Origin of the sequence: Dyella sp. RRB7, from assembly GCF_022761115.1 — a bacterium.
Taxonomy (GTDB): domain Bacteria; phylum Pseudomonadota; class Gammaproteobacteria; order Xanthomonadales; family Rhodanobacteraceae; genus Dyella.
Genome location: NZ_JAKWJS010000007.1, coordinates 12,451 through 35,019 on the forward strand (window position 1 = coordinate 12,451; position 22,569 = coordinate 35,019).

Genomic DNA, 22,569 nt, shown 5'->3' on the forward strand with positions numbered 1-22,569 from the left:
GGCTACGGCGGAAAGCGTCGATGGATAGGGAAGCACCGCCCCGGCAGCGGGGCGGTGCGTCGTGCCGCTGAGTGTGCGCTCAGCGCTTGATGGCGCGCGACAGCGCGTCGGCGAAGGCGCTGTTGGCCGGCGGTGCCGTGGGCTTGGGCGCACCGCCACCCGGGCGCGGGCCGCGGTTGTCGCGCTGGCCGCCGCGGTTGTCGTTGCCGCCGGCCGGCCGGCCGCCACGTGCCTGTTGGCCCGGCTCGTCGTCCAGGCGCATGGACAGGCCGATGCGCTGGCGCGGCAGGTCGACTTCCATCACCTTGACCTTGACGATGTCGCCGGCCTTCACTGCGTCGCGAGGATCCTTGACGAAGGTATGCGACAACGCCGAGACGTGGACGAGCCCGTCCTGGTGCACGCCGATGTCCACGAAGGCGCCGAACGCCGCCACGTTCGTCACGCGGCCTTCCAGCACCATGCCGGGGCGCAGGTCCTTCAGGTCTTCCACGCCTTCGGCAAAGCTGGGGGCCACGAATTCCGGACGCGGATCGCGGCCGGGTTTCTCCAGTTCCTTGAGGATGTCGCGCACCGTCGGCACGCCGAACTTCTCGTCGGTGAACTGCTCGGCCTTGAGGCCGCGCAGGAACGAGGTGTCGCCGATGATGGAGCGCACCTCGCGGCCGCACTGCGCGATGATGCGCTCGATCACCGGATAGGCTTCCGGATGCACCGCGCTGGCATCGAGCGGGTTGTCGCCGTTGGGCACGCGCAGGAAGCCGGCGCACTGCTCGAACGCCTTGTCGCCCAGGCGCGGCACTTTCAGCAGTGCCTTGCGGTTGGCGAACGGGCCGTTGGCGTCGCGGTGCTTCACCACGTTCTCGGCGACGCTGGCGGAAAGGCCGGCCACGCGCGACAGCAGTGCGGCGGAGGCGGTGTTCACGTCCACGCCGACCGCGTTCACGCAGTCTTCCACCTTCGCATCGAGCGCGCGCGCCAGCTTCACCTGGTTGACGTCGTGCTGGTACTGGCCCACGCCGATGGCCTTGGGCTCGATCTTCACCAGCTCGGCCAGCGGATCCTGCAGGCGGCGTGCGATCGACACGGCGCCACGCAGGCTCACGTCCAGATCGGGGAATTCCTTGGCGGCGGTCTCCGAGGCCGAATACACCGAGGCGCCGGCCTCGCTCACCACCACTTTGGACAGCTTCGCGTCGCCGAGCTTCTTGATCAGTTCGCCCGCGAGCTTGTCGGTTTCGCGCGAGGCAGTACCGTTGCCGATGGCGATCAGGTCAACGCCATGCTGCTCGCACAGCTTGGCCAGCTGCACCAGCGATTCGTTCCACTGCCTGCGCGGCTCATGCGGATAGATGGTGTCGGTGGCGAGCAGCTTGCCGGTGGCGTCGACCACGGCCACCTTCACGCCGGTGCGGATGCCCGGGTCCAGGCCCATCACCGTCTTGGCGCCGGCGGGCGCGGCCAGCATCAGGTCCTTGAGGTTGTCGCCGAACACGCGGATGGCTTCGTCTTCCGCGCCTTCGCGCACGCGCCCGAACAGATCGAGCGTGAGGTGCAGGTGCAGCTTCACGCGCCAGGTGAGGCGCACGGTCTCGCGCAGCCACGCATCGGCGGGGCGTCCGCGATTGACGATGCCCGCATGCGCGGCGACGCGGCCTTCGCCTTCCAGGTGGCCCTGCTCGGCATCCACGTTCGGCACAAGCTCCAGTTCGATCACGCCTTCGTTGCGCGCGCGCATCAGCGCCAGCAGGCGATGCGAGGGAATCTTGCCGATCGGTTCGATGTGATCGAAGTAGTCGCGGAACTTCGCGCCTTCGTTCTCCTTGCCTTCGACCACCTTGGCGCGGATCTGGCCCTTGTCCCACAACCAGTCGCGCAGTTCGCCGAGCAGGCCGGCGTCTTCGGCGATGCTTTCCATCAGGATCGCGCGTGCGCCATCGAGCGCGGCGCGCACATCCGGCACGCCCTTGTCGGCGTCCACGAAGGCTTCGGCCGCGGCTTCGGGCGACTGGGTGGGATCTTCGCGCAGGCCCACGGCCAGCGGCTCCAGCCCCGCCTCGCGGGCGATCTGCGCCTTGGTGCGACGCTTGGGTTTATACGGCAGATACAGGTCTTCCAGGCGCGCCTTGGTGTCGGCGGCGAGGATGTCACCCTTCAGCGCATCATTGAGCTTGCCCTGTTCCTCGATGCTGGCGAGGATCGCGCTGCGGCGTTCCTCCAGCTCGCGCAGGTAGCGCAGGCGCTCCTCGAGCAGGCGCAGCTGGGTGTCGTCGAGGCCGCCGGTGGCTTCCTTGCGGTAGCGCGCAATGAACGGCACGGTAGCGCCGCCGTCGAGCAGATCCACCGCGGCGTGCACCTGTTCCGGCTTGGCGGCGATGTCCTGGGCAATACGTTGTTCGATGCTGAGCATGAGGCTGAAACGATTCCTGTGCGTTCGACAAAGCGGCACCTCGCCTGGCGGTGTGCCGAACCCCGGATGATAGCAAGTCGCTCCCAGGGCCTAGTCGCGGGCGGCCGGCGCCTGTTCAGGACGAAGCGTGAGATAGCCGGGGGCCTGCGCGGGCGCTTCCTCGTGATGGCCCTTGTAGGTGGTGGCAAGGCGGCGGTTGCGCGGCCAGTGTCGGGCATGCAGGGTGCGCGGATCGCCGGTGTGCGCAAAGGGCAGCACCACCAACGCCGGCCGCGGCGACAGGCGTGGCGATGGGCTCTGGTCGTGCGCTGGCTGCCAGAGGCTCACCGCGGCAAGCGTGGCCACGATGACGACGGCCAACATGATTGCCGCCGCGAGCCATCGGGTGGCCGGCATCGCGGCGCGTGATCCCGGTGCGACCGGCAAGGCGGGAGCCAACGTGTCCTCGGCGGGCGATTCGCTTCCGAGGGGATCGGGTGCCGCCACGCGGCGGACATCGCCGATGAAGCGATAGCCCAGGCTGTGGACAGTGGCGATATAGCGGGGATGGCCCGCGCAGTCGCCCAGCGCATGGCGCAGTTGCGAAATCGCACGCGTGAGTACGCCTGGCGTGACATGCCGATGGCCCCAGGCCGCATCGAGCAAATCATCTTTGCCGACGACATCTCCGGCCTGCTGTATCAGCGTGACGAGTACTGCGTAGGCCTTGGGCTCCACCGAGATATCTACCCCGGCGCGCGCGAGGCGATGTGCTCGCGGCTCAATGACGATGTCATCGCACTGATAAATCCAGCCGCTGTCAGGTTGGGACTGAGCCATGACCTTGCCTGGTGGCGGCCCCCTGCGATCGCAAGCATGCGCTTTGCGCGATGCTCGCGCATCCGCCATAGGTCATAACGTCCGCTGTGTGCGCCAGGCGCGGGTGCGTGGCGTGCATAGTCCGCATGTCGCCGCCAGCGGCGAATTCATGAGTCATCCGGTCGATCATGGCGGTGATGGCATGTCGATCGGCACGTGTATTGATAGGTGGGCGCGAGCAGACCGTGAAACGGATGTTGTGCGCGTGCCAGCGATGGGCGAGACGTGTGCCATCAGCGTCTCATCATCAGGTATCTCCTACACCTAATCACCGAAGCCGAAAGTTTCGGAGTGCGCGCAAAAAAAAGCCGCGATGCATGGCTGCATCGCGGCTTCGTCAGCGGATGTTTCTCAAGCGTTGAACGAGCCGTGGCCCGAATCGGTGCGCGGCTTGATGGGCTTGAGTTCGTCGGCGCGACCGTTGAGCACCAGGGTATGTGCGAGCAGGTCGTGAAGACCCTGTTTACGTTGCGTCCATGCCACGGCGAGGTAGCACACGAATGGAATGAGGCCGGTGATGACATTGGTGAGACGCACTGCATTGCGCGCGGCGCTGCGACCGATGGTCAGCCCATGGCCCTGCAGGTCGGTAACGCGAAGGCGCAACGCGAGTTTGCCCGGCGTCGCCTGCCACTTGGAGCACTCGAACAGCGTGTAGTAGAGAAAGCCGATCACGGTCACCGCGATATTGGCGGCCTGGGTGGACTCGGCATAGTCGCGGATGGCGTTACTCACATCGGCGCCGGTCTGCAGCTGCGCCAGCATATGCTCGTAAGCGCCCAGGCCACCCATGGCGTAGAACACAATGGAAGAAGGCACCAGCAACAAGACCAGGTCGATCACCCACGCGCCGAAGCGCTGCCAGAAGCTGGCGTAGTCCACGGCGACCGTGGCAGCGGCGGCTTGCGGCAGTGGCGGAATCGTCGCGGCGGAGGCCGGGCCCCGCTCGAGTTCTTGCGGGAACAGCGCCGACAGCGGCTGCCAATCGGCCATGCCCTCGTGCCAGCCCAGATCGTCAGCGCTTACCTGGCCGCTGCGCAGCCATTGGCGCACTTCTTCTTCCTTGTAAGGGCCATGTCGTTCGCCGTCCCGTCCGATCCAGACTTCCATCGTATGCTCCGAGGTGTTCTTTCAGGCGAGCATCATGCCATGCGGCTGCAACGTCTTGGCGTCTGCGATTCACGCCGCGTCGCGGCGCTTGAGGTGGACCAGCAGCAGCGAGATGGCCGCCGGCGTCACCCCACTGATGCGCGCCGCCTGGCCGATGGTTTCCGGTTGCACGCGCTTGAGCTTGAGCAGTACCTCGGATGAAAGGCCGCGCACCTTGTCGTAGTCGAAGCTGCCGGGGATGGCGGTCTGCTCATGCCGACGCTGGCGCTCGATCTCCTCGCGCTGGCGCTCCAGGTAGCCGGCGTACTTGGTCTGTACCTCGACCTGGGCGGCCACGTTCTCGTCATCCACCGCCGGGCCGATGCCGTCCACCGAGGTCAGCATCGCGTAATCCAGCTCCGGGCGACGCAGTAGGTCGAGCGCATTGGTCTCGCGGCTCAGGGTGATGCCGAGCTGGCGTTCGATGGTGGCGCCCAGTGCGTTGGCCGGGGCGGCCCACAGGGCGCCGAGACGCTGCGTCTCGCGCTCCACCGCATCGCGCTTGGCGCGCAGCGCGTCGTAACGCGACTGCGGCACCACGCCCAGCCGATGGCCGGTTTCGGTGAGGCGCAGGTCGGCGTTGTCTTCGCGCAGATGCAGGCGGTACTCGGCGCGCGAGGTGAACATGCGATAGGGCTCGATGGTGCCGTTGCTGGTGAGGTCGTCGATCAGCACGCCGATATAGGCCTCGTCGCGGCGCGGATACCATGGCGCCTCGCCCTTGACCGCCAGCGCGGCGTTGAGGCCGGCGATCAGGCCTTGCGCGCCAGCTTCCTCATAACCGGTGGTGCCGTTGATCTGGCCAGCGAAGTACAGGCCGGGAATGCTCTTGGTCTCCAGCCACGGATGCAGTCCACGCGGATCGAAATAGTCGTATTCGATGGCATAGCCCGGGCGCGTGATGTGCGCGTGCTCGAAGCCCTTGATCGAGCGCACCAGCGCCAGTTGCACGTCATACGGCAACGAGGTGGAGATGCCGTTGGGGTAGATCTCGAATGTGTCCAGACCCTCGGGCTCGATGAAGATCTGGTGCGAGTTCTTTTCGGCGAAGCGCACCACCTTGTCCTCGATCGAGGGGCAATAGCGTGGGCCGATGCCTTCGATCTGCCCGCTGTACAGCGGCGAGCGGTCGAGCGAGCCGCGAATCAGCTCATGGGTGTGCTCGCTGGTATGGGTGATCCAGCAGCTCACCTGGCGCGGATGCTCATCGCGCGAGCCCAGGTAGGAGAACACCGGGGCGGGATCGTCGCCGGGCTGTTCCTCCAGATCGCTGAAATCGATGCTGCGCAGGTCGATGCGTGGCGGCGTGCCGGTCTTCAGGCGGTCAGCTGCCACCGGCAGTTCGCGTAGTTTCTGGGCGAGCGTGCTTGCCGGCGGATCACTGGCCCGGCCGCCCGCATACTGCGCCGGGCCGATATGGATCTTGCCGGCCAGGAAGGTGCCGGCGGTCAGCACCACGGCGCGGGCATGGAAGGCCAGGCCCATCTGGGTCACCACGCCGGTCACGCGTCCCCCTTCCAGGATCAGGTCGTCCACGGCCTGCTGGAAAAGCTCCAGGTTCGGCTGGGTTTCCACCATCCGGCGAATGGCCGCCTTGTACAGCGAGCGATCGGCCTGGCAGCGAGTGGCGCGTACGGCCGGCCCCTTGGAGGCGTTGAGCGTGCGCCACTGGATGCCCGCCCGATCGGCGGCGTGAGCCATGGCCCCGCCCAGGGCGTCGATTTCCTTGACCAGATGACCCTTGCCGATGCCACCGATGGCCGGGTTGCAGCTCATCTGGCCGATCGTCTCGATGTTGTGGCTCAGCAGCAGGGTGCGAGCGCCCGTGCGCGCCGAGGCCAGGGCGGCCTCGGTGCCGGCATGGCCGCCGCCGATCACGATGACGTCGTAGGTTGTGGGATGGAACATGGAACTGCCCCGAACGCGCAGGAATGGACCCTATAGGTCGCTTATGGTAACCCCTGTCAGGTCTCCAGGCCGGTGGCACGCTTCCTGCTTCAAACCTGGCGCACTTTCCACGGGCAGAAGCAGCGCGATAACGCGCGCCGAGGTCGAACGACAGGGGTTCGATCGTGTGCCGGGAGAGGAAGCGAGACGGCGCCCCTTGGGGCGCCGTCGTTTTTTCTAGGCCGGGTAAGGTGCCAGGGGCAAACCAGAGCCTGGATAAGATCTGGCGCCCGGCGGTCTCAGGAACAGGGGGAATCCAGGATGACCGTGTTGCCGGGCGCCAGAAACCGTGAATACGTGTCGCTGGCAGCAGACTTTGCTGCGCGTTCGAGTGGGATATTTGCGCCTTGCGCGTGAACGTGAAGTGACTAAAACGCTCGTTTGTGCCGAGTCTTGGCACCTGCTGACGCGCAGCGTCATTCCGTGACCGATGCCAGTGGCGAGTGTGATGCAGATCACATTGCTGGCATGGGCATTGCTTCTGTCTGCAGTGCCAGCCAAGGCAATCGTTTGGGGGACTCACGTCATGGATCTCAGTTTCGATTTCCAACCGGTTTACCAGCACCACGATCTGCTGATCGAGCTTGGTCGCGTCGAGATGGCCATGGAGCATCTTGAAGAACGCAGCGAGAACGAGCGGCAGGCCTTGCGCCCACGCCTGCTCTCGCGCCTGAGCCGGCTGCGTGACGAGCTGCAACACCTCGCGATCTGAGCTCGTGCACGCAGCCGCGTTGGCAGTAGCAGCGGCACAAGTCAAGGACGTATGGACGGCCAAACGTCCATAAGCACACACGGATGGCGCGAGGGGTTATCTCGTCTTCCGCGGAATGACAGTACGTCCAGCTGCCATTCCCTCCCGGTCACGTCTTACGCCCGGGTGCCCCGTCTCAAGGACGGGATGCACTCGGGTGTCTTTCTGGATGACGGCGATCAGTCGTGCAGCATGCTCTGCACGATTTCGGTGAGATTGCGCGACAACCCGGCCTGGCCGGCCAGCGTGGCGATGGCCGCCCTGGCGGCGGCGCGGCGCATGGGCTCAAGGCGCTGCCAGCCGTTGAGTGCGGTGGCGAGTCGCGCGGCAACCTGCGGGTTGATCGCGTCGAGCTGGCCGAGGCGCTCGGCCAGCAGCCGGTAGCCGCTGCCGTCCGCGCGATGGAAGCCATCGGGGTTGTTGCGCGCCCAGGCGCCGAACAGCGAGTTCACGCGGTTGGGGTTCTTGAGGGTGAAGGCCGCATCGGCTTCCAAAGCATGCACGCGGTCGAGCACCAGCTCGCCCGGCAGCTGTGTCTGCACCGAGAACCACTTGTCCATCGCCAACGGGTTGTCCGCGTAGCGCTGGCGGAAGTGGACCAATGCCGCGGCCGCCTGCGGCGCGTTCTCGCGCACCAGCACGGCCAGCGCGGCCAGGCGATCGGTCATGCTGGGGGCGTTGTCGTATTGCAGCGTGGCGAGCGAGTGCGCGGCCCACGGATCGATGCGCGCCAGCAGCTCCAGCACCCGCCGCTTGAGTCGGCGGCGTGCCTGGCTGGTGGCATCCAGTTCCAGGCTGGTATGCGCCGCGAGCGCTTCGTAGCGCTGGTACAGCGCCTCGCGGCCGATGCGCAGCGCCAGGTGTTCCTGCAATTGCTGGCGCAGGGCGTGCACCAGCGAGGGATCGACCAGGCGTTCGCGCTCGGACAATTCGATCTCGCCCGGCGGCGTCAGCAGGTCGGCGAGCAACGCGGCATCCAGCGTCGTCTCGGCAAACAGCGCTTCCAGCGCGTTGCACCACGCATCCAGCGCATCGGTGGCGTCACCGTCGCGCAGGTTGTCGAAGGCACGCGCGGCCAACTGCTGGCCGGCTTCCCAGCGGTTGAAGCCGTCCACGTCGTGACGCAGCAGCAGGGCCAGGTCGGCGGGCGCATAATCGCATTCGAGGATCACCGGTGCGGAAAAACCGCGCAGCAGCGAAGGCACGGGCGCATCGCCCACCTGCTGGAAGACGAAGGACTGCTCGGCCCGGTCCAGCACCACCACGCGTTCCAGCGCACTGGCATCGGTGCCGGCTTCACCGGCGAGGTGCAGCGGAATCATGTGGCCGGCACGGTCGAACAACGCCAGCTTGACCGGAATCGGCAGGGGCTGCTTGTGCGGCTGGCTGGCGGTGGGTGGCGTGTGCTGCGACAGCGTGAGCGTGTAGGTGCGGTGCGTGGCGTCGTAGTGACCGTGTGCGGTCAAGCGCGGCGTGCCCGCCTGGGCGTACCAGGCGAGATAAGGCATCAGGTCGACCCGGTTGGCGTCGCCCAGTGCACGCAGGAAATCCTCCAGCGTGGCGGCGTGGCCATCGTGTCGCGAGAAATACAGGTCCATGCCGCGGCGGAAACCTTCGCGCCCCAGCCGGCCGGCCACCATGCGCACCAGTTCCGAGCCTTTTTCGTAGACGGTGGCGGTGTAGAAGTTGTTGATCTCGCTGTACTGCGCGGGGCGCACCGGATGCGCGAGCGGACCGGCATCCTCGGGGAATTGCGCGCGACGCAGCAAGGCCACGTCCTCGATGCGCTTGAGCGGCGCCGAGTTCATGTCGGCCGAGAACTGCTGCTCGCGGAAGACGGTGAGGCCTTCCTTCAACGAGAGCTGAAACCAGTCGCGGCAGGTGACGCGGTTGCCGCTCCAGTTGTGGAAATACTCGTGCGCCACCACCGCCTCGACCGCGCGGTATTCGTCGTCGGTGGTGGAGTCGGCGTCGGCCAGCAGGTACTTCGCGTTGAAGATATTGAGGCCCTTGTTCTCCATCGCGCCCATGTTGAAGTCATGCGTGGCGACCACGTGGAACACGTCAAGGTCGTACTCGCGGCCATAGGTGTCCTCGTCCCAGCGCATGGAGCGTTCCAGCGCATCCATCGCATAGCCGCAGCGGCCGATGGCATCGGGCTCGGCCCAGATCACCAGCTTCACCGCGCGGCCCGTGTTGGTGACGTAGTCGCGCTCGATCTTCTGCAAGCGGCCCGCGACCAGCGCGAACAGGTAGCTGGGCTTGGGATGCGGGTCGACGAAGCGCGCCCAGTGGCGGCCGTGGTCCAGCTCGCCGTGGCCGTCCGGGTTGCCGCCGGCCAGCAGCACCGGGAAACGCTCGCGGTCGGCATTGAGGGTGACGGTGTAGCTGGCCAGTACGTCGGGGCGGTCGGGGAAGAAGGTGATGTGGCGAAAGCCCTGGGCTTCGCACTGGGTCAGCAGGAAACCGCTTTCCCGCTTGCCGGACAGGTACAGGCCTTCCAGCGCGGTGTTGGCGGCCGGCTGCACGCGCACCCGCGTCTCCAGCACGCTGCCGTCGCGCGCGCCATCCACTTCCAGCACGCTGTCCGCATAACGCCAGGCGCCTTCGGGCAGGGGCTGGCCGTCCAGGCTGATCGACAACAGCTTCAGGCCCTCGCCATCGAGCCGCAGCGGCTCCTGCTGCGCGGGGTCGCGTCGCAGATGCAGGCGTGAGGTCACGTCGGTGGTGTCGATACCCAGATCGAACGCCAGCTCGACCTGGGTCACGCGCCAGGCGGGGGCGCGATAGTCGCTGAGCCGGATCAGGGCAGGGGAGGCGTCGCTACGAGTCGTCATCGGGACAGCTATGGGTGGTGGAACCGGTCAGGCTAACATGCGGCCCTTTCCAGGCAGGACAAGTCGATGGCGGATTACCTTGCGGAACGGGCCCGGCTGGGCGGCCACGAACTGGCCGTGCTGACCGACTTGGCGCGCGGCCGCCGCGTGCGGATCGCCCGGCGCGGCGCCACGCTGCTCAATTTCGAGCTGCCCGCGCGCGATGGCGTGCGGGATATCGCCGACGGCTACCGCGATGCCGGCGAGTTGGACAGCCGGCCCAGCTCGCGCTTTGCCGTGATGGTGCCGTTCGCCAACCGCATTGCCGATGCCCGCTATGCCTTCGATGGCCAGACCTACGACCTGCAGCCCGGGGTGGAGGGTGCCCAGCGCGCCGCCCGCCACGGCTTTGTGCGCGGCGTGGATTTCGACATCGCGGCCCTGGCGGCGGACGGGGAGGCGGCGCGCGTCACCTTCGTCACCCAGGCGATTCGTCCGGACGTCCACCCGGGCTACCCCTTCGCCATCGATCTGGCCGTGACCTATACGCTGGACGCCCATGGACTTTCGCTGGAAGCGAGCATGCGCAACGTGGGTGAGCATGCGGCGCCATGCTTCTTTGGCTGGCACCCGTATTTCCGCCTGGGCGAGTCGCCCATCGACAGCTGGGAACTGCAAATTCCCGCCGCCACGCTGGTGCATACCGATGCGGACTTCATCCCATTGGCGGGCGCGGCGGCCCATGTGCCGATGGCGCGCGAACCGGCGCTGGATTTCCGCCAGGCCCAGCCCATCGGCGTGCGCCAGCTCAATCACGCCTACGCCGACCTGCGTTGCGATGCCGATGGCCGTGCGCGTACGCGCCTGCGCGATCCGGCCAGCGGGCTGGCCATCGCGGTGTGGCAGCGCTCCGGTGTGATGCTGGCCTTTACCGCCGACACGGTGACGCGCGATGTGCGCCGCGCCGTGGCGCTGGAGCCGATGGAAAGCTGGGCCGATGCCTTCAACCGGCCGGACTGCGCCGCCGCGATCCGGCTGGAGCCGGGTGCCGAGCGGCGCTTCCTGTGCGGCGTGGAGATCACTGCCGCATGAATGCCCCCGTGAATCCGGCCGCGTTGCCCAGCTTCGGCCAGGTCCAGGACGCCGCGGCGCGCATCGCGCCCTACGCCGTGGTGACGCCGGTGCTGCGCAGCGGCGTGCTCAATGCATTGAGCGGCGCGGACCTTCACTTCAAGTGCGAGAACCTGCAACGCGGCGGCGCCTTCAAGTTTCGTGGCGCCTGCAACGCGGTGTGGTCGATGGACGATGAGCAGGCGGCGCGCGGCGTGGTCACCCATTCGTCCGGCAACCATGGCAATGCGCTGGCGCTGGCGGCGGCCACGCGTGGCATTGCCGCGCACGTGATCGTGCCCGAGGGCGCCGTGCGCACCAAGCTGGAGGCGATCGAGCGCGCCGGCGCCATCCTGCACCGCTGCGAGGCGACCCAGGCCGCGCGCGAAGCCAAGGCCGAGGAAGTACGTCGCGCCACCGGCGCGGAGCTGGTGCATCCCTACGCCGATACGCGCGTGATGGCCGGCCAGGGCACCGCCGCGCTGGAACTGCTGCAGCAAGCGGATGGGCTTGATGCGCTGATCACGCCGATTGGCGGCGGCGGGCTGGCCTCGGGCTGCGCCATCGCCGCGCATGGCGTGGCGCCGCAGCTGGCGCTGTATGGCGCCGAGCCCACCGGCGCCGACGACGCGGCGCGATCGCTGGCGGCAGGTCATCGGGTGGGGCCGTTCGTGGCCAATACCCTCTGCGATGGCTTGCGCACGCTGATCGGCGAAACCAATTTCGAGGCGTTGCGCATGCATCGCGTCGAGGCGATCACGGTGACCGACGAGGAAACCATCGCCGCGATGCGCCTGCTGTGGAACGAGCTGAAGCTGGTGGTGGAGCCATCCAGCGCCACCGTGCTGGCGGCGGTGCTCAAGCGCCCGGAGCGCTTCAAGGGCCGGCGCGTGGGGCTGGTGCTGACCGGCGGCAATGTCGATATCGATGCGCTGCCATGGTGAGCCGTCCCGCCGGATGGTGGCGAGACCGGTCCGTGTAATCGCGCGCCATCCGCCGGGCAGCAAGGCACAATGGGCGCCCGACATCGCGAAGCCATGCCATGACCGCCGCCCGCCGTAATCGCTGCCCCTGGGGCGAGAGTCCCGACATGCACGACTACCACGACACCGAGTGGGGCACGCCGCTGCACGACGATCGCGCGCTGTTCGAGTTCCTCTGCCTGGAAGGCGCACAGGCCGGTCTTTCGTGGCGCACCGTGCTGCTCAAGCGCAACAACTACCGGCGCGCGTTCCATCAGTTCGATATCGCCAAGGTCGCGGCCATGAAGGACCGCGAGCTGGAGCAGCTGCTGCTCGATCCGGGCATCATCCGCAACCGGCTCAAGGTGTACGCCACGCGCGACAACGCCGTCGCCGCCCTCAAGGTCATCGACGAATTCGACAGCCTGGATCGCTACCTGTGGTCGTTCGTCGACGGCCAGCCCATCCGCAACCGCTGGAGCGGGCAAGGCGACGTGCCTGCCAGCACGCCGCTATCGGATCGCATGAGCAAGGAACTGAAAAAGCGCGGCTTCCGCTTCGTGGGCACCACCATCTGCTACGCCTTCATGCAGGCGACCGGCATGGTCAACGACCATGTGGTGGGTTGTTTCAGGCACAAGGCCGTGGGTTGATGGCACGGCGCGGGAACAGGCCATAGAGCGTCGCCATTCCCGCTTTCGCGGGGATGACGTGTAGCGCGTCGCGGGATTCAACGGCGCCGCGAACCCCGCAGGCTATCGACCGAAAAGCTGGCGATTTCGCCGCCGCCGGCCACGCGGCGCGACTGCCCGTGCGGCGGACCCCAGGCGTGCGCGGTCACCACTTCCCAGGTGGCGGGAATACGGCCGTCCACGCGCATGGTTTCGTAGGCGGCGAGCATGCGCTGGTAGTGACGCTTGCCCAGCAGGTGACGCTCGCGCGCATTGTCGGCGTTGGTGGCGCCCAGGCCTTGCAGTTCCTTCAGCAGCAGGCGCGGCTCGCTATAGGTGAGCGTGTAGCGGTCCACATCCAGTACGGGGTCGCGCAGGCCGGCGTTGATCATCGCGTCGCCCAGGTCGTGCATGTCCAGGAAGCGGCTCACGTGCGGCTGTTGGTCGGCTTCCGCCCAGGCCGCACGAAGTTCCTTCAGCGTGTCCGGCCCGAAAGTGGAGAACACCAGCAGGCCGCCGGGCTTGAGCACGCGCACGCATTCGCCGAACAGCGCGGGCAGGTCGTCGATCCACTGGAAGCAGAGGTTGGAGTGCAGCACGTCGACGCTGTGATCGGGCAGCGGCAAGGCGGTGGCATCGGCGCATACGCGCTGGAACGGCTTGAGCCAGCTGATGTGCTTTCTGGCCGCGCGCAACATCGGCAGCGCCAGATCCATCGCAATCACCTGCGCCTTCGGGTAGCGCTTGCGCAGCAGCGCGGTGCCGCGGCCGGTGCCGGCGCCCACATCGATCACGCGCGCCGGGGCGTCGAGATAGAAACCCAGGCGATCGAGCAGCAGCGATTGCACTTCCTGCTGCAGGGCGTCGTGTTGCTCGTAGGTGTTCGCCGCGCGGCCGAAGTTGCGGCGCACCTGGCGCCGGTCGAAATGCGATTCGCTCATCGAAACGTGTCCAGCAGCGGCGCCAGCGTATCGGCCACCACATCGGCATAGCCGAAGAACGGTGCATGACCGGCGTGCGCAATCTCGTGGTAGGTGCCGTCGCTGCGCTCGGCCGACCAGGCCATGGCGGGCGGCGGCACCAGCCGATCGCGATGACCGGCGAGCCACATGCTGGGCACCGCAAGCGAAGGAAGGTCGGCGCGCCGGTCGGTGTTTTCCAGGATGCGGATGCCTTCCTGCAACACGCGCAGATCCGGCTCGCCGCGCGTGAACACCAGCTCACGCAGATGGCGAAGCTCGGCACGCGGGTCGGGGCTGCCCATCGCCTCAAGCGCCATGAAGCGCTCCAGCGTGGCGTGGTAATCGGTTTCCAGGTCGGTGGCGAGCTGGCGCACCAGCTTGGGATCGGCGCCGTGGGGCCAGCTCTCGTCGCGAGCGAACTTCGGCGTGCCGCACAGCACGGCCAGGCCGCGCGCGTGCTGGGGGTGCTCCAATGCCGCGGTGAGCGCGATCAATCCGCCCAGCGACCAGCCCAGCCACAGTGCGGGCGGCGTCATGCGCGCAATGGCTTCGGCGCAGGCCGACGGTTCCAGCGGCAGCGTGCTGTCGCGCGAATAGCCGTGGCCGGGCAGGTCTACCACGTGCAGGGTGCAACGATCAGCCAGGGCGCTGACCAGTGGTTCCATCATGCCGCCATGCATGGCCCAGCCATGCAGCACCACCATGGGAATCGGGCCGTGGCCGTGGGTTTCGATGTGGAGACTCACCGATCCTTCTCCCCGCCGGGGGGAAGCGGCGCGGGTGCGAGGCTCTTGTCGACCGCACCACGCTCATCGAACACGAAGCAGTCGCCGCGCCAGTGCGCGCCGCCGGTTTCCTCGAAATACTTCAGGATGCCGCCTTCCAGCTGATAGACGTGCTCGATGCCGATGTCCTGCATGTGCAGCGCCGCCTTTTCGCAGCGAATGCCGCCGGTGCAGTACGACACCACCGTCTTGCCTGCGTAACGCGCGCGGTCGGCGGCAATCGCCTGGGGAAACTCGGTGAAGCTGCTCAAGCGATAGTCCACCGCATCGTGGAACAGGCCCACGTCGGTTTCGTAGTCGTTGCGCGTATCCAGCAGCACCACGTCGCGGCCATGGTCATCGTGGCCTTGCGCCAGCCAGCGCTGCAGCGTGCGCGGCGCCACCGCGGGTGCGCGGGCGCCCTCCGGACGAACGGCCGGCATGCGCATGGTGATGATCTCTTTCTTCAGGCGCACCCGCATGCGCCCGAACGGCACCTGCTCGGACAGCGACACCTTCGGCTCCAGCCCGGCGAAGCGCGGGTCGGTGCGCAGCCAGTCCATGAAGGTCTCGATGGGCTCGCGCGGTCCGGCCAGGAACAGGTTGATGCCCTCGGGCGCGAGCAGGATGGTGCCCTTCAGCGCCAGCGCCAGGCAGCGCTCGAGCACGCGTTCGCGCAGCGCGGGCAGGTCGTCCAGGCTGACGAAGCGGTAGGCGGAAAGATTGATGATCGACATGGGAAGGCAGGTACGGCGAGGCCGCCATTATACGGGGCGTGCCGCGAGGGCCCCGGCGAGGGCCTCCAGCAGGCGGTCCACGTGGGCTTCCTCATGGGCGGCGGACAGCGTGATGCGCAGCCGTGCCTTGCCCTGCGGCACGGTGGGTGGACGGATCGCGGTGACCAGCAGGCCCTGCCGTTCCAGCGCCGCCGAGGCATCGAGCGCGGCCTGCGCATCGCCCAGCAACACAGGCTGGATGGCGGTGGGCGAGGGCATCAGCGGCAGGCCGAGCTGGGCGGCGCCCTGGCGGAAGCGGGCGATCAGCGCGTTGAGCTTGTCGCGGCGCCAGCCTTCCGTCTGCGCCAGCCGCACCGCCGCCAGCGTGGCGGCGGCCAGCGCCGGGGGCATGGCGGTGGTGTAGATATAGGTGCGCGCCGATTGCACCAGGCCGTCGATCAGCTCGGCCGGGCCGGCCACGAAGGCGCCGCTGCAGCCCAGCGCCTTGCCCAGCGTGGCCATCAGCACGGGTACGTCGTCCTGATCGAGGCCGGCGGCGTTGACGCTGCCGGCCCCGTGTTGCCCGAGCACGCCCAGCCCGTGGGCGTCGTCCACCATGAAGGTGGCGCTTTCGCGCCGGCATAGGGCGGCGAGTTCGGGCAAGGGCGCGATATCGCCATCCATGCTGAAGACGCCGTCGGTGGCCAGCAGCGCGGCGGCCTCGCGGCGGCTGGCGAGCTGGCGCGCGGCGGCGGCCACGTCGGCGTGCGGGTAGCGCTTGAGTTCGGCGCCGGCCAGTTGCGCGCCATCGATCAGGCAGGCGTGGTTGAGCTTGTCCTGCACGCACAGGTCGTCGCGCTGCAGCAGCGCCTGCATCACGCCGAGGTTGGCCATGTAGCCGGTGGAGAACAGCAGCGCGCGCTCGCGCCCGGTCCACGCGGCCAGCGCCTCTTCCAGCGCGGCATGGGCGGTGCGGTGGCCGCCGATCAGGTGCGCCGAGCCGCTGCCCACGCCGTCGCTGTCGGCCGCCTGCTTGAGCGCGGCGACCAGCTGGGGATGCTGGGCGAGGCCGAGATAGTCATTGCTGCAGAACGCCAGCAGGCGACGCGCCTCGCGTTCCACCCAGGGGCCGTCGACGCGCTCGACCGTGCGCAGGCGGCGCCACAGGCCGGCCCGCGCTCGTTCCGCATTGTGCCTGGCGAGTCGCTCAGTGAGTGAGGGGCGTGTCATGGATAGCTATCGCGAAGTCCCTCATCGTCCGTCGTTCCCGCTTCGCGGGAATGACGGGGGTGAAGTGTCATTTCAGGCGTTCAAGCCGCCGCGCTGCAACCGCAGCCGTTGCCACAACTGGCGGCCTCGGCCTCCAGGATGTCGGCGTGCACGGTGCCGGCTTCTTCCACCACTTCCAGCGGATGCAGGTCGAGCCGGGCGAACAGCTGGCGGTCGTGCTCGACGTCCGGGTTGCCGGTGGTCAGCAGCTTCTCGCCGTAGAAGATCGAATTGGCGCCGGCGAAGAAACACAGCGCCTGCACCGCGTCGTCCATCTGCTGGCGGCCGGCGGACAGGCGCACCATCGAGGCCGGCATCAGGATGCGCGCCACCGCAATGGTGCGCACGAATTCGAACGGGTCCAGTGCCTGCACGCCGTTGAGCGGGGTGCCTTCCACCTGCACCAGCTGGTTGATCGGCACCGATTCGGGGTGCTCGGGCAGCGTGGCCAGCGTCTGCAGCAGGCCGGCGCGCTGGTCGCGCGTTTCGCCCATGCCCACGATGCCGCCGCAGCAGGTTTTCAGGCCGGCCTCGCGCACATGGCCCAGCGTGTCCAGGCGATCCTGGTACTGGCGGGTGTGGATGATCTCGCCGTAGAACTCCGGCGCCGTATCCAGGTTGTGGTTGTAGTAGTCCAGGCCGGCCTGCTTGAGGGTGGTGGCCTGCTCGCCGTTGAGCATGCCCAGGGTGGCGCAGGTTTCCAGGCCCAGGCCCTTCACCGCGCGCACGATCTCGGCCACCTTGACCACGTCGCGGTCTTTCGGGCTGCGCCACGCCGCGCCCATGCAGAAGCGGCTGGCGCCGGCGTTCTTGGCCGCCTGCGCACGTGCTACTACCGCCTCCACGCTCATCAGCTTCTGCGCCGCCACGCCGGTGTCGTAGCGCGCGGCCTGCGGGCAATAGGCGCAGTCCTCGGGGCAGCCACCGGTCTTGATCGACAGCAGGGTGGATACCTGCACCGCATTCGGGTCGTGGTGCTCGCGATGCGCCGAGTGCGCGCGGTGCAGCAGCTCGTTGAACGGCAGGGCGAACAGCGCGGCAACTTCGGCGCGGGTCCAGTCATGACGGATCGGATGGGCCATGGCGACAGCTCTGGGGTGGGGAAAGCGCGACAGTGTGGCAGGGCCTCTTTGCTTGTCAACTTTGAACGTTACGCCGTGGTTGACGATGCGCAAACGTATGGCTGCCGCTACCATCGGGGCATCCACTCCGGAGGAGTCGTTGGCATGAGTACGGGACAGGGCAGTGGCGGCAATGTGCTCGCCGCCATCTGCAGTTTCTTTATCCCCGGCCTGGGGCAGCTGGTGCAGGGGCGCTTCTGGATTGCGCTGGTGATGTTCGTGCTTGCCGCCATCCTGTGGATCGTCTGGCTGGGCTGGATCATCCATCTGTGGTCGATCCTCGACGCCGCGTTGTTCAAGCCCAAGACCTGAATCGAGGTTGCCGCGCATGGACGCGCTCGCCTGGTGGTCGGCGGCAGCTATCACACTGCAACGCTTCGTCCTGCCGCTGCACTGCCTGCTGTGTGGCGGCCCCGGCGACGACGGACTCGACCTCTGCCGCGACTGCGCCGCGGAATTGCCACGCAACCGCAGCTGCTGCGCGCGCTGCGCCTTGCCGCTGGCCGTGCCGGCCGCGCTCTGCGGCCAGTGCCAGCGCCACCCGCCACCGTGGGACGCGGCTTGGGTGCCGTTTCGCTACGCCTGGCCGCTGGATCGGCTGGAATCCCGCTTCAAGTTCGGCGCCGACCTGGCCGCCGGGCGGGTGCTGGCGGCGCTGTGGCGGCGCGAGCTGGCGGCGGATCATCCGCAGCTGCTGGTGCCCCTGCCCCTGCACCCGGCGCGCCTGCGCCAGCGTGGCTACAACCAGGCGCTGGAACTGGCCCGGCCAGTGGCGCGCACGCTGCAGGTGCCCGTGCGCCACGACCTGCTGCTGCGCACCCGGGCCACCAAGGCGCAGACCGAGCTGGGCGCCATCGCGCGCCGCCGCAACGTGCGCGGCGCCTTTGCGGCGAAGCCGGGCGTGGCGTGGCCCGGGCACGTGGCTTTGCTCGACGATGTGATGACCACGGGCGCCACGCTGGCCGAATGCGCCCGCGTGCTGCGGCGTGCGGGGGTAAGGCGCATCGATGTGTGGGCGCTGGCGCGCGCGCCGATGTCGCGCGCTTAGCGAGCTAGCACGGTGATGGCGCCGCCACGCCAGCGGCGACCCACTGCTGCATCTTGCCGCGCCACAGCCGCCGGCAGCTACGTACAACGGTGCCGTCGGGCCGGCGATAGTGTTCGATCCAGGCATCGCTTTCGGCTTCGACCTTGCAGCCGCTGCGTGAAGCCCCCGGCCCGGCCAGCACCGGCGCCAGGCATCGCAGCGCCCGGCGCATGTCCCGCACGCTTCCGCTGCCAAACTGGAAAATGAAGAGTGCCGGGCAACGGGCCAGGGGAAAGCGTTGCTCGTCCAGGAAACAGGGGTCGCAGGTCAGCAGTACGAAGCCGTGGGCCAATGCGTGGTCGGCATGCACCTCGCCGGGTCGGCCCAGCAGGCCGGCATCGGCCGCGGACTCGATCTCGGCGCCCGCCGAACGCAACAGTTCCACGGCGCGGATCGGGAAGTTCTCGTCGGCGTAGAAGCGGGGCGCCGGCAGCGCGTGCTCGTGGACTGCCGTGGGGCAGCCGCCCGCGGCGTCCTGCACAGGAGTTTCAAAGGGGTCTTCAAATTCGCGCCACATGGGTCCGCTTGACTCCCTTCGGTCGTGTTGAACGACAGGGCTCATTCCTTGAGCGCATGGGCCCTACCATCCATGAGACAGGCGTGGCCTGGTGATGACACGGCGCGGCGCTCCCCGCGACTTCTACCGCCGTCGTGGTGGGCGGCGCAATATAGCCTTTGGTCCATGTGGCGTATTCACGGGGCACAAGGGTTGGGTGCAGCATGTTGCTCCCGACCCGGCAACGGTCCATCACACGAGGAGACCTCCCATGTTGAACTGGCCTGACTATCGCAAGGAACTTCTTGGTCGCATTGGCGAGATCGGCAAGCTGAGTCCGGACACGGTGGCTGGCCACCAGACCCTGTCCAAGGCGGGCCAGAAAACCGGTCACCTGGATGCCAAGACGCGGGAGCTGATTGCATTGGCGGTGGCAGTGACCACGCGTTGCGATGGCTGCATCACCGTGCATGCCGCCGAGGCGCTGAAGCATGGCGCCTCCCACGATGAAATTGCCGAGGCCCTGGGTGTCGCCGTGGCGCTCAACGCGGGCGCGGCGTTGGTGTATTCCGCCCGCGTGATGGATGCCGTCGGTGCCTACGAGGGCAGCAAGCCCGCCTGAGCATCAAACGAAAGGGGGAAACGTTGGGAGCGTTTCCCCGCGCGTCACGGCTGCAAGCCATTTTCAGTACTCGCCATGGCCTGCACTACGGAATCTTCATCGGGCATGGCCAACGATGGCTGGTCCGCATGAGGGATACCGCATGTCAAAAAACAAGCAACGCGCCATTTCGCCCCGCTACCGTGCACAGGCATTGATCGAGCGCCGCAACAGGAAGATGGCGCGTTCGGCCCACGCCTACGTGCGTGGCAATACCGGGCAGTTCTATGCCTGGCTTGCCGGCCCGGACGCGCCGCAACTGCCCAGCGGCCCGGCCATCTGGATCTGCGGCGATTGCCACGTCGGCAACATGGGGCCCGTGGCCGATGACCAGGGCCACGTGCAGATACAGATACGCGATTTCGACCAGGCCACCATCAGCAACCCCGCCTACGACCTGATTCGACTCGCCCTCTCGCTGGCCATGGCGGCACGCGGGTCGGATCTGCCGGGCATCACCACGGCCAAGATGCTGGAAGCCATGCTCGACGGTTACGAAAACGCGTTTCCCGAGGTGGATGAACCCGAGCCGGCCATGCCCGGCGCCATCAAGCTGGTGATGAAGCGCGCCTTGCGACGCGGCTGGAAGGCCCTGGCGCGCGAACGCATCCACGATATCGAACCGACGCTTCCGCTGGGCGCCGAGTTCTGGCCATTGACCGTCAAGGAGGACAAGGCCATCGACGCGCTTTTCCGCGATGAGCAGCTGCGCGAACTGGCCACGCAGCTTCGACATCGCAAATCGACCGGCGAGGTCAAGGTGCTGGATGCCGCCTACTGGCGCAAAGGCTGCAGCTCGCTGGGGCGATTGCGCTATGCGGTGCTGCTGGATGTCGATGGCGACATGGTCGAAGGCGACGATCTCTGCCTGATCGACATCAAGGAGGCCGCCGCCTCCGTGGCCCCGCGTGCGGATGGCGTGCGCTTGCCGCGCGATCATGCGCAACGCGTGGTGGCTGCCGCGCGCCAGTTGTCGCCCGCGCTGGGAAACCGCATGCTGGCCATGCGCCTGCTCGACAAGCCGGTATTCGTCCGCGAGCTGCTGCCGCAGGATCTCAAGATCGACATCGTCAAGCTGAGCCGGAAGCAGGCCACAAAGGCCGCGGCATTTCTCGCCCATGTGCTGGGCAGGGCACACTCCCGGCAGATGGATGCCGCCACGCGCCAGCGCTGGCGCAACGAGCTTCAACGCAACCACATGCGAACGCTGGACGCCCCTTCGTGGCTGTGGCGCGCCGTCACCGGCCTGCTGTCGATGCACGAGCGCGACTATCTCGACCATTGCAGGCTCTATGTGGGCGGCAGCGCCTGAGGCCGTTGGCCGGACGTCCGCGTCCCTGTCCGCGGACACGGGGACGAGCGGAGGGTCGGAGAGCAAGTGGCTGAAATCATTCGGCTCGATCGCGCCGCCGTGGCTGGCACGCCGCTTGCCATCGTCTGGTGACGCGGCCCGGTGTTCACGCGTGTCCACCGGGTGCCGCCCTTGCAGGACAACCCAGCCAGGAGAACTTCGTTGAGCATGTTTCGCACCCCTCTTGTTTTGCTGCTGACGCTGGGCGTCGGCGTGACCACTGCCCATGCGGCCACCGATCCCGCGGTGGCATCGAGTGCCGCGGCGCCGGCGGTGCAGGGCAAGCCGGGGTTGATGTCGCGCGAGGATGTCACCCGCATACTGGACAGCAATCGCAAGATCGTCACCGCGCAAGGCGTCGACGAGAGGATCAAGCTGCGCATTGGCGGCATCGACCAGTGGCTGTCCATCCGCGGCAAGGATCGGCGCAACCCGATCCTGTTGTTCCTGCATGGTGGCCCCGCCTCGCCGGCCATGCCCGAGGCCTACACCTTCCAGACGCCCTGGGAGGATTATTTCACCGTGGTGCAATGGGATCAGCGCGGCGCCGGCAAAACCTATGCCGCCAACACCGAACAGGCGATGGCGCCCGGCATGACGGTGCAGGGCATGACCGACGATGCGGCCGAGGTCGTGCAATACCTGCGGCAACACTACGCCAAGCAGAAGATCTTCCTGCTGGGACACTCCTGGGGCTCGGTACTGGGCGTGCAACTGGCGCAGCGGCACCCGGAGTGGTTCTACGCCTATATCTCGGTCGGCCAGGTGGTGAACGGCCGGCGCAATGAGGAGCTTGGCTATGCCTTCGCCCTGCGCGAGGCGACGGCGCAGGGCAACGAGGCGGCTGTGCGTGAACTCAAGGCCATGGCGCCGTATCCCGGGACTTCGCTCACGCTCGATCGCGTCGGCACGCGCAGCAAATGGGAGATGTATTACGGCGGCCTGGCCTATGGCCGCCAGGACTATCAGTTCGAAGACGATGCCGAGTCGCTGTCACCCGATTACAGCAAGGCCGACCTCGCGGCGATCGGCAAAGGCAGCCTCTTCTCGCTCGAGCACCTGCTGCAACCCTTGCTGGCGGTCGACTTCGACAAGGTCACGCATTTCGATTGCCCGGTGATCGTGTATGTGGGGCAGCACGATTACACCACCGCGCACGAGTTGGCTGAGAAGTGGTTCGACGATATCCAGGCCCCGTCGAAGCGGCTGGTGTCCTTCGCCGATTCGGCGCACATGATGATGCAGGAGCAGCCGGGACGGTTCCTGGTGCATCTGGTGGATGATGCGTTGCCGCTGGCGCAGAAGGTGGGGGATGCGGCGCCGGCGGAAGTTACGCGGGATCGGTAGTTTGTCGGGGATTTTGGTTGTGGCGTTGTCGCCAGGTTGCCGCCCGCCGCATAGGCGGCAACCTGGCGATAACGCTCAGGAACAGGGGCCGCCCCCAACGCGAAAAAAGACCAGCGTCAAA

General features: G+C 67.4%; 20 protein-coding genes. 9 read left to right on the forward strand and 11 right to left on the reverse strand.

The window, feature by feature from the left end; translation table 11 throughout:
* Positions 1 to 79 precede the first annotated feature (79 nt).
* The 4 genes from MJ606_RS15175 to mnmG all read right to left on the reverse strand — a co-directional run bounded on the left by MJ606_RS15175 (position 80) and on the right by mnmG (position 6,325).
* Positions 80 to 2,410: a Tex family protein gene (locus MJ606_RS15175; protein WP_243050387.1), complete on the reverse strand. Its 2,331-nt coding sequence runs from the start codon at positions 2,408 to 2,410 to the stop codon at positions 80 to 82.
* Positions 2,411 to 2,500: 90 nt separating this feature from the next.
* Positions 2,501 to 3,229, reverse strand: a complete 729-nt coding sequence (locus MJ606_RS15180) for a transcriptional regulator (protein ID WP_243050388.1) — start codon at positions 3,227 to 3,229, stop codon at positions 2,501 to 2,503.
* A gap of 390 nt (positions 3,230 to 3,619) precedes the next feature.
* Entirely contained in the window at positions 3,620 to 4,378 is a 759-nt protein-coding gene (locus tag MJ606_RS15185) for an RDD family protein (protein WP_243050389.1), read from the reverse strand.
* A gap of 69 nt (positions 4,379 to 4,447) precedes the next feature.
* Entirely contained in the window at positions 4,448 to 6,325 is a 1,878-nt protein-coding gene (gene mnmG, locus MJ606_RS15190; protein WP_243050390.1) for a tRNA uridine-5-carboxymethylaminomethyl(34) synthesis enzyme MnmG, read from the reverse strand.
* A gap of 487 nt (positions 6,326 to 6,812) precedes the next feature.
* On the opposite strand from mnmG, the gene MJ606_RS15195 reads away from it, so the two are divergent.
* Positions 6,813 to 7,076, forward strand: coding sequence for a hypothetical protein (locus MJ606_RS15195; protein WP_243050391.1), 264 nt, complete (start codon positions 6,813 to 6,815; stop codon positions 7,074 to 7,076).
* Between the two features lie 218 nt (positions 7,077 to 7,294).
* Here MJ606_RS15195 and pepN read toward each other — a convergent pair whose 3' ends face one another.
* Positions 7,295 to 9,952, reverse strand: coding sequence for an aminopeptidase N (gene pepN / locus MJ606_RS15200; RefSeq protein WP_243050392.1), 2,658 nt, complete (start codon positions 9,950 to 9,952; stop codon positions 7,295 to 7,297).
* Positions 9,953 to 10,018: 66 nt separating this feature from the next.
* On the opposite strand from pepN, the gene MJ606_RS15205 reads away from it, so the two are divergent.
* From MJ606_RS15205 to MJ606_RS15215, 3 genes are all read left to right on the forward strand, one after another.
* Entirely contained in the window at positions 10,019 to 11,023 is a 1,005-nt protein-coding gene (locus MJ606_RS15205) for an aldose epimerase (RefSeq protein WP_243050393.1), read from the forward strand.
* Complete coding sequence (locus MJ606_RS15210; protein ID WP_243050394.1) at positions 11,020 to 11,985, forward strand: pyridoxal-phosphate dependent enzyme; 966 nt, start codon at positions 11,020 to 11,022, stop codon at positions 11,983 to 11,985. Before MJ606_RS15205 ends, MJ606_RS15210 begins: the two co-directional genes overlap by 4 nt.
* 98 nt (positions 11,986 to 12,083) lie before the next feature.
* Positions 12,084 to 12,656, forward strand: a complete 573-nt coding sequence (locus tag MJ606_RS15215; protein ID WP_243050395.1) for a DNA-3-methyladenine glycosylase I — start codon at positions 12,084 to 12,086, stop codon at positions 12,654 to 12,656.
* Positions 12,657 to 12,733: 77 nt separating this feature from the next.
* Here the strand turns inward: MJ606_RS15215 and bioC are convergent, their stop codons facing one another.
* The 5 genes from bioC to bioB all read right to left on the reverse strand — a co-directional run bounded on the left by bioC (position 12,734) and on the right by bioB (position 17,467).
* Entirely contained in the window at positions 12,734 to 13,615 is an 882-nt protein-coding gene (bioC, locus tag MJ606_RS15220) for a malonyl-ACP O-methyltransferase BioC (protein ID WP_243050396.1), read from the reverse strand.
* Positions 13,612 to 14,382, reverse strand: a complete 771-nt coding sequence (gene bioH, locus MJ606_RS15225) for a pimeloyl-ACP methyl ester esterase BioH (protein WP_243050397.1) — start codon at positions 14,380 to 14,382, stop codon at positions 13,612 to 13,614. Before bioH ends, bioC begins: the two co-directional genes overlap by 4 nt.
* Positions 14,379 to 15,137 carry a sulfurtransferase gene (locus tag MJ606_RS15230; protein WP_243050398.1) on the reverse strand — a complete coding sequence of 253 codons (759 nt, stop codon included), beginning with the start codon at positions 15,135 to 15,137 and terminating at the stop codon, positions 14,379 to 14,381. Before MJ606_RS15230 ends, bioH begins: the two co-directional genes overlap by 4 nt.
* Before the next feature lie 27 nt (positions 15,138 to 15,164).
* Positions 15,165 to 16,346: an 8-amino-7-oxononanoate synthase gene (bioF, locus tag MJ606_RS15235; protein WP_243050399.1), complete on the reverse strand. Its 1,182-nt coding sequence runs from the start codon at positions 16,344 to 16,346 to the stop codon at positions 15,165 to 15,167.
* A gap of 80 nt (positions 16,347 to 16,426) precedes the next feature.
* The gene (gene bioB / locus MJ606_RS15240) at positions 16,427 to 17,467 is read right to left on the reverse strand and encodes a biotin synthase BioB (RefSeq protein WP_243050400.1); all 1,041 of its coding nucleotides are present in this window, start codon (positions 17,465 to 17,467) and stop codon (positions 16,427 to 16,429) included.
* Between the two features lie 144 nt (positions 17,468 to 17,611).
* On the opposite strand from bioB, the gene MJ606_RS15245 reads away from it, so the two are divergent.
* Together MJ606_RS15245 and MJ606_RS15250 are read left to right on the forward strand one after the other, a co-directional pair.
* Positions 17,612 to 17,818 (forward strand): hypothetical protein, encoded by a 207-nt coding sequence (locus tag MJ606_RS15245; RefSeq protein WP_243050401.1) that lies wholly within the window; start codon positions 17,612 to 17,614, stop codon positions 17,816 to 17,818.
* A gap of 16 nt (positions 17,819 to 17,834) precedes the next feature.
* Positions 17,835 to 18,554: a ComF family protein gene (locus tag MJ606_RS15250; RefSeq protein ID WP_243050402.1), complete on the forward strand. Its 720-nt coding sequence runs from the start codon at positions 17,835 to 17,837 to the stop codon at positions 18,552 to 18,554.
* A gap of 4 nt (positions 18,555 to 18,558) precedes the next feature.
* On the opposite strand, the gene MJ606_RS15255 is transcribed toward MJ606_RS15250, so the two are convergent.
* Complete coding sequence (locus MJ606_RS15255) at positions 18,559 to 19,110, reverse strand: DUF5615 family PIN-like protein (protein WP_243050403.1); 552 nt, start codon at positions 19,108 to 19,110, stop codon at positions 18,559 to 18,561.
* A gap of 250 nt (positions 19,111 to 19,360) precedes the next feature.
* On the opposite strand from MJ606_RS15255, the gene MJ606_RS15260 reads away from it, so the two are divergent.
* From MJ606_RS15260 to MJ606_RS15270, 3 genes are all read left to right on the forward strand, one after another.
* Positions 19,361 to 19,711 carry a carboxymuconolactone decarboxylase family protein gene (locus MJ606_RS15260; protein WP_243050404.1) on the forward strand — a complete coding sequence of 117 codons (351 nt, stop codon included), beginning with the start codon at positions 19,361 to 19,363 and terminating at the stop codon, positions 19,709 to 19,711.
* Positions 19,674 to 21,062, forward strand: coding sequence for a DUF2252 family protein (locus tag MJ606_RS15265; RefSeq protein ID WP_279236917.1), 1,389 nt, complete (start codon positions 19,674 to 19,676; stop codon positions 21,060 to 21,062). The genes MJ606_RS15260 and MJ606_RS15265 overlap by 38 nt, the downstream gene beginning before the upstream one ends.
* 207 nt (positions 21,063 to 21,269) lie before the next feature.
* Positions 21,270 to 22,448 (forward strand): alpha/beta hydrolase, encoded by a 1,179-nt coding sequence (locus tag MJ606_RS15270; RefSeq protein WP_243050406.1) that lies wholly within the window; start codon positions 21,270 to 21,272, stop codon positions 22,446 to 22,448.
* Positions 22,449 to 22,569 lie beyond the last annotated feature (121 nt).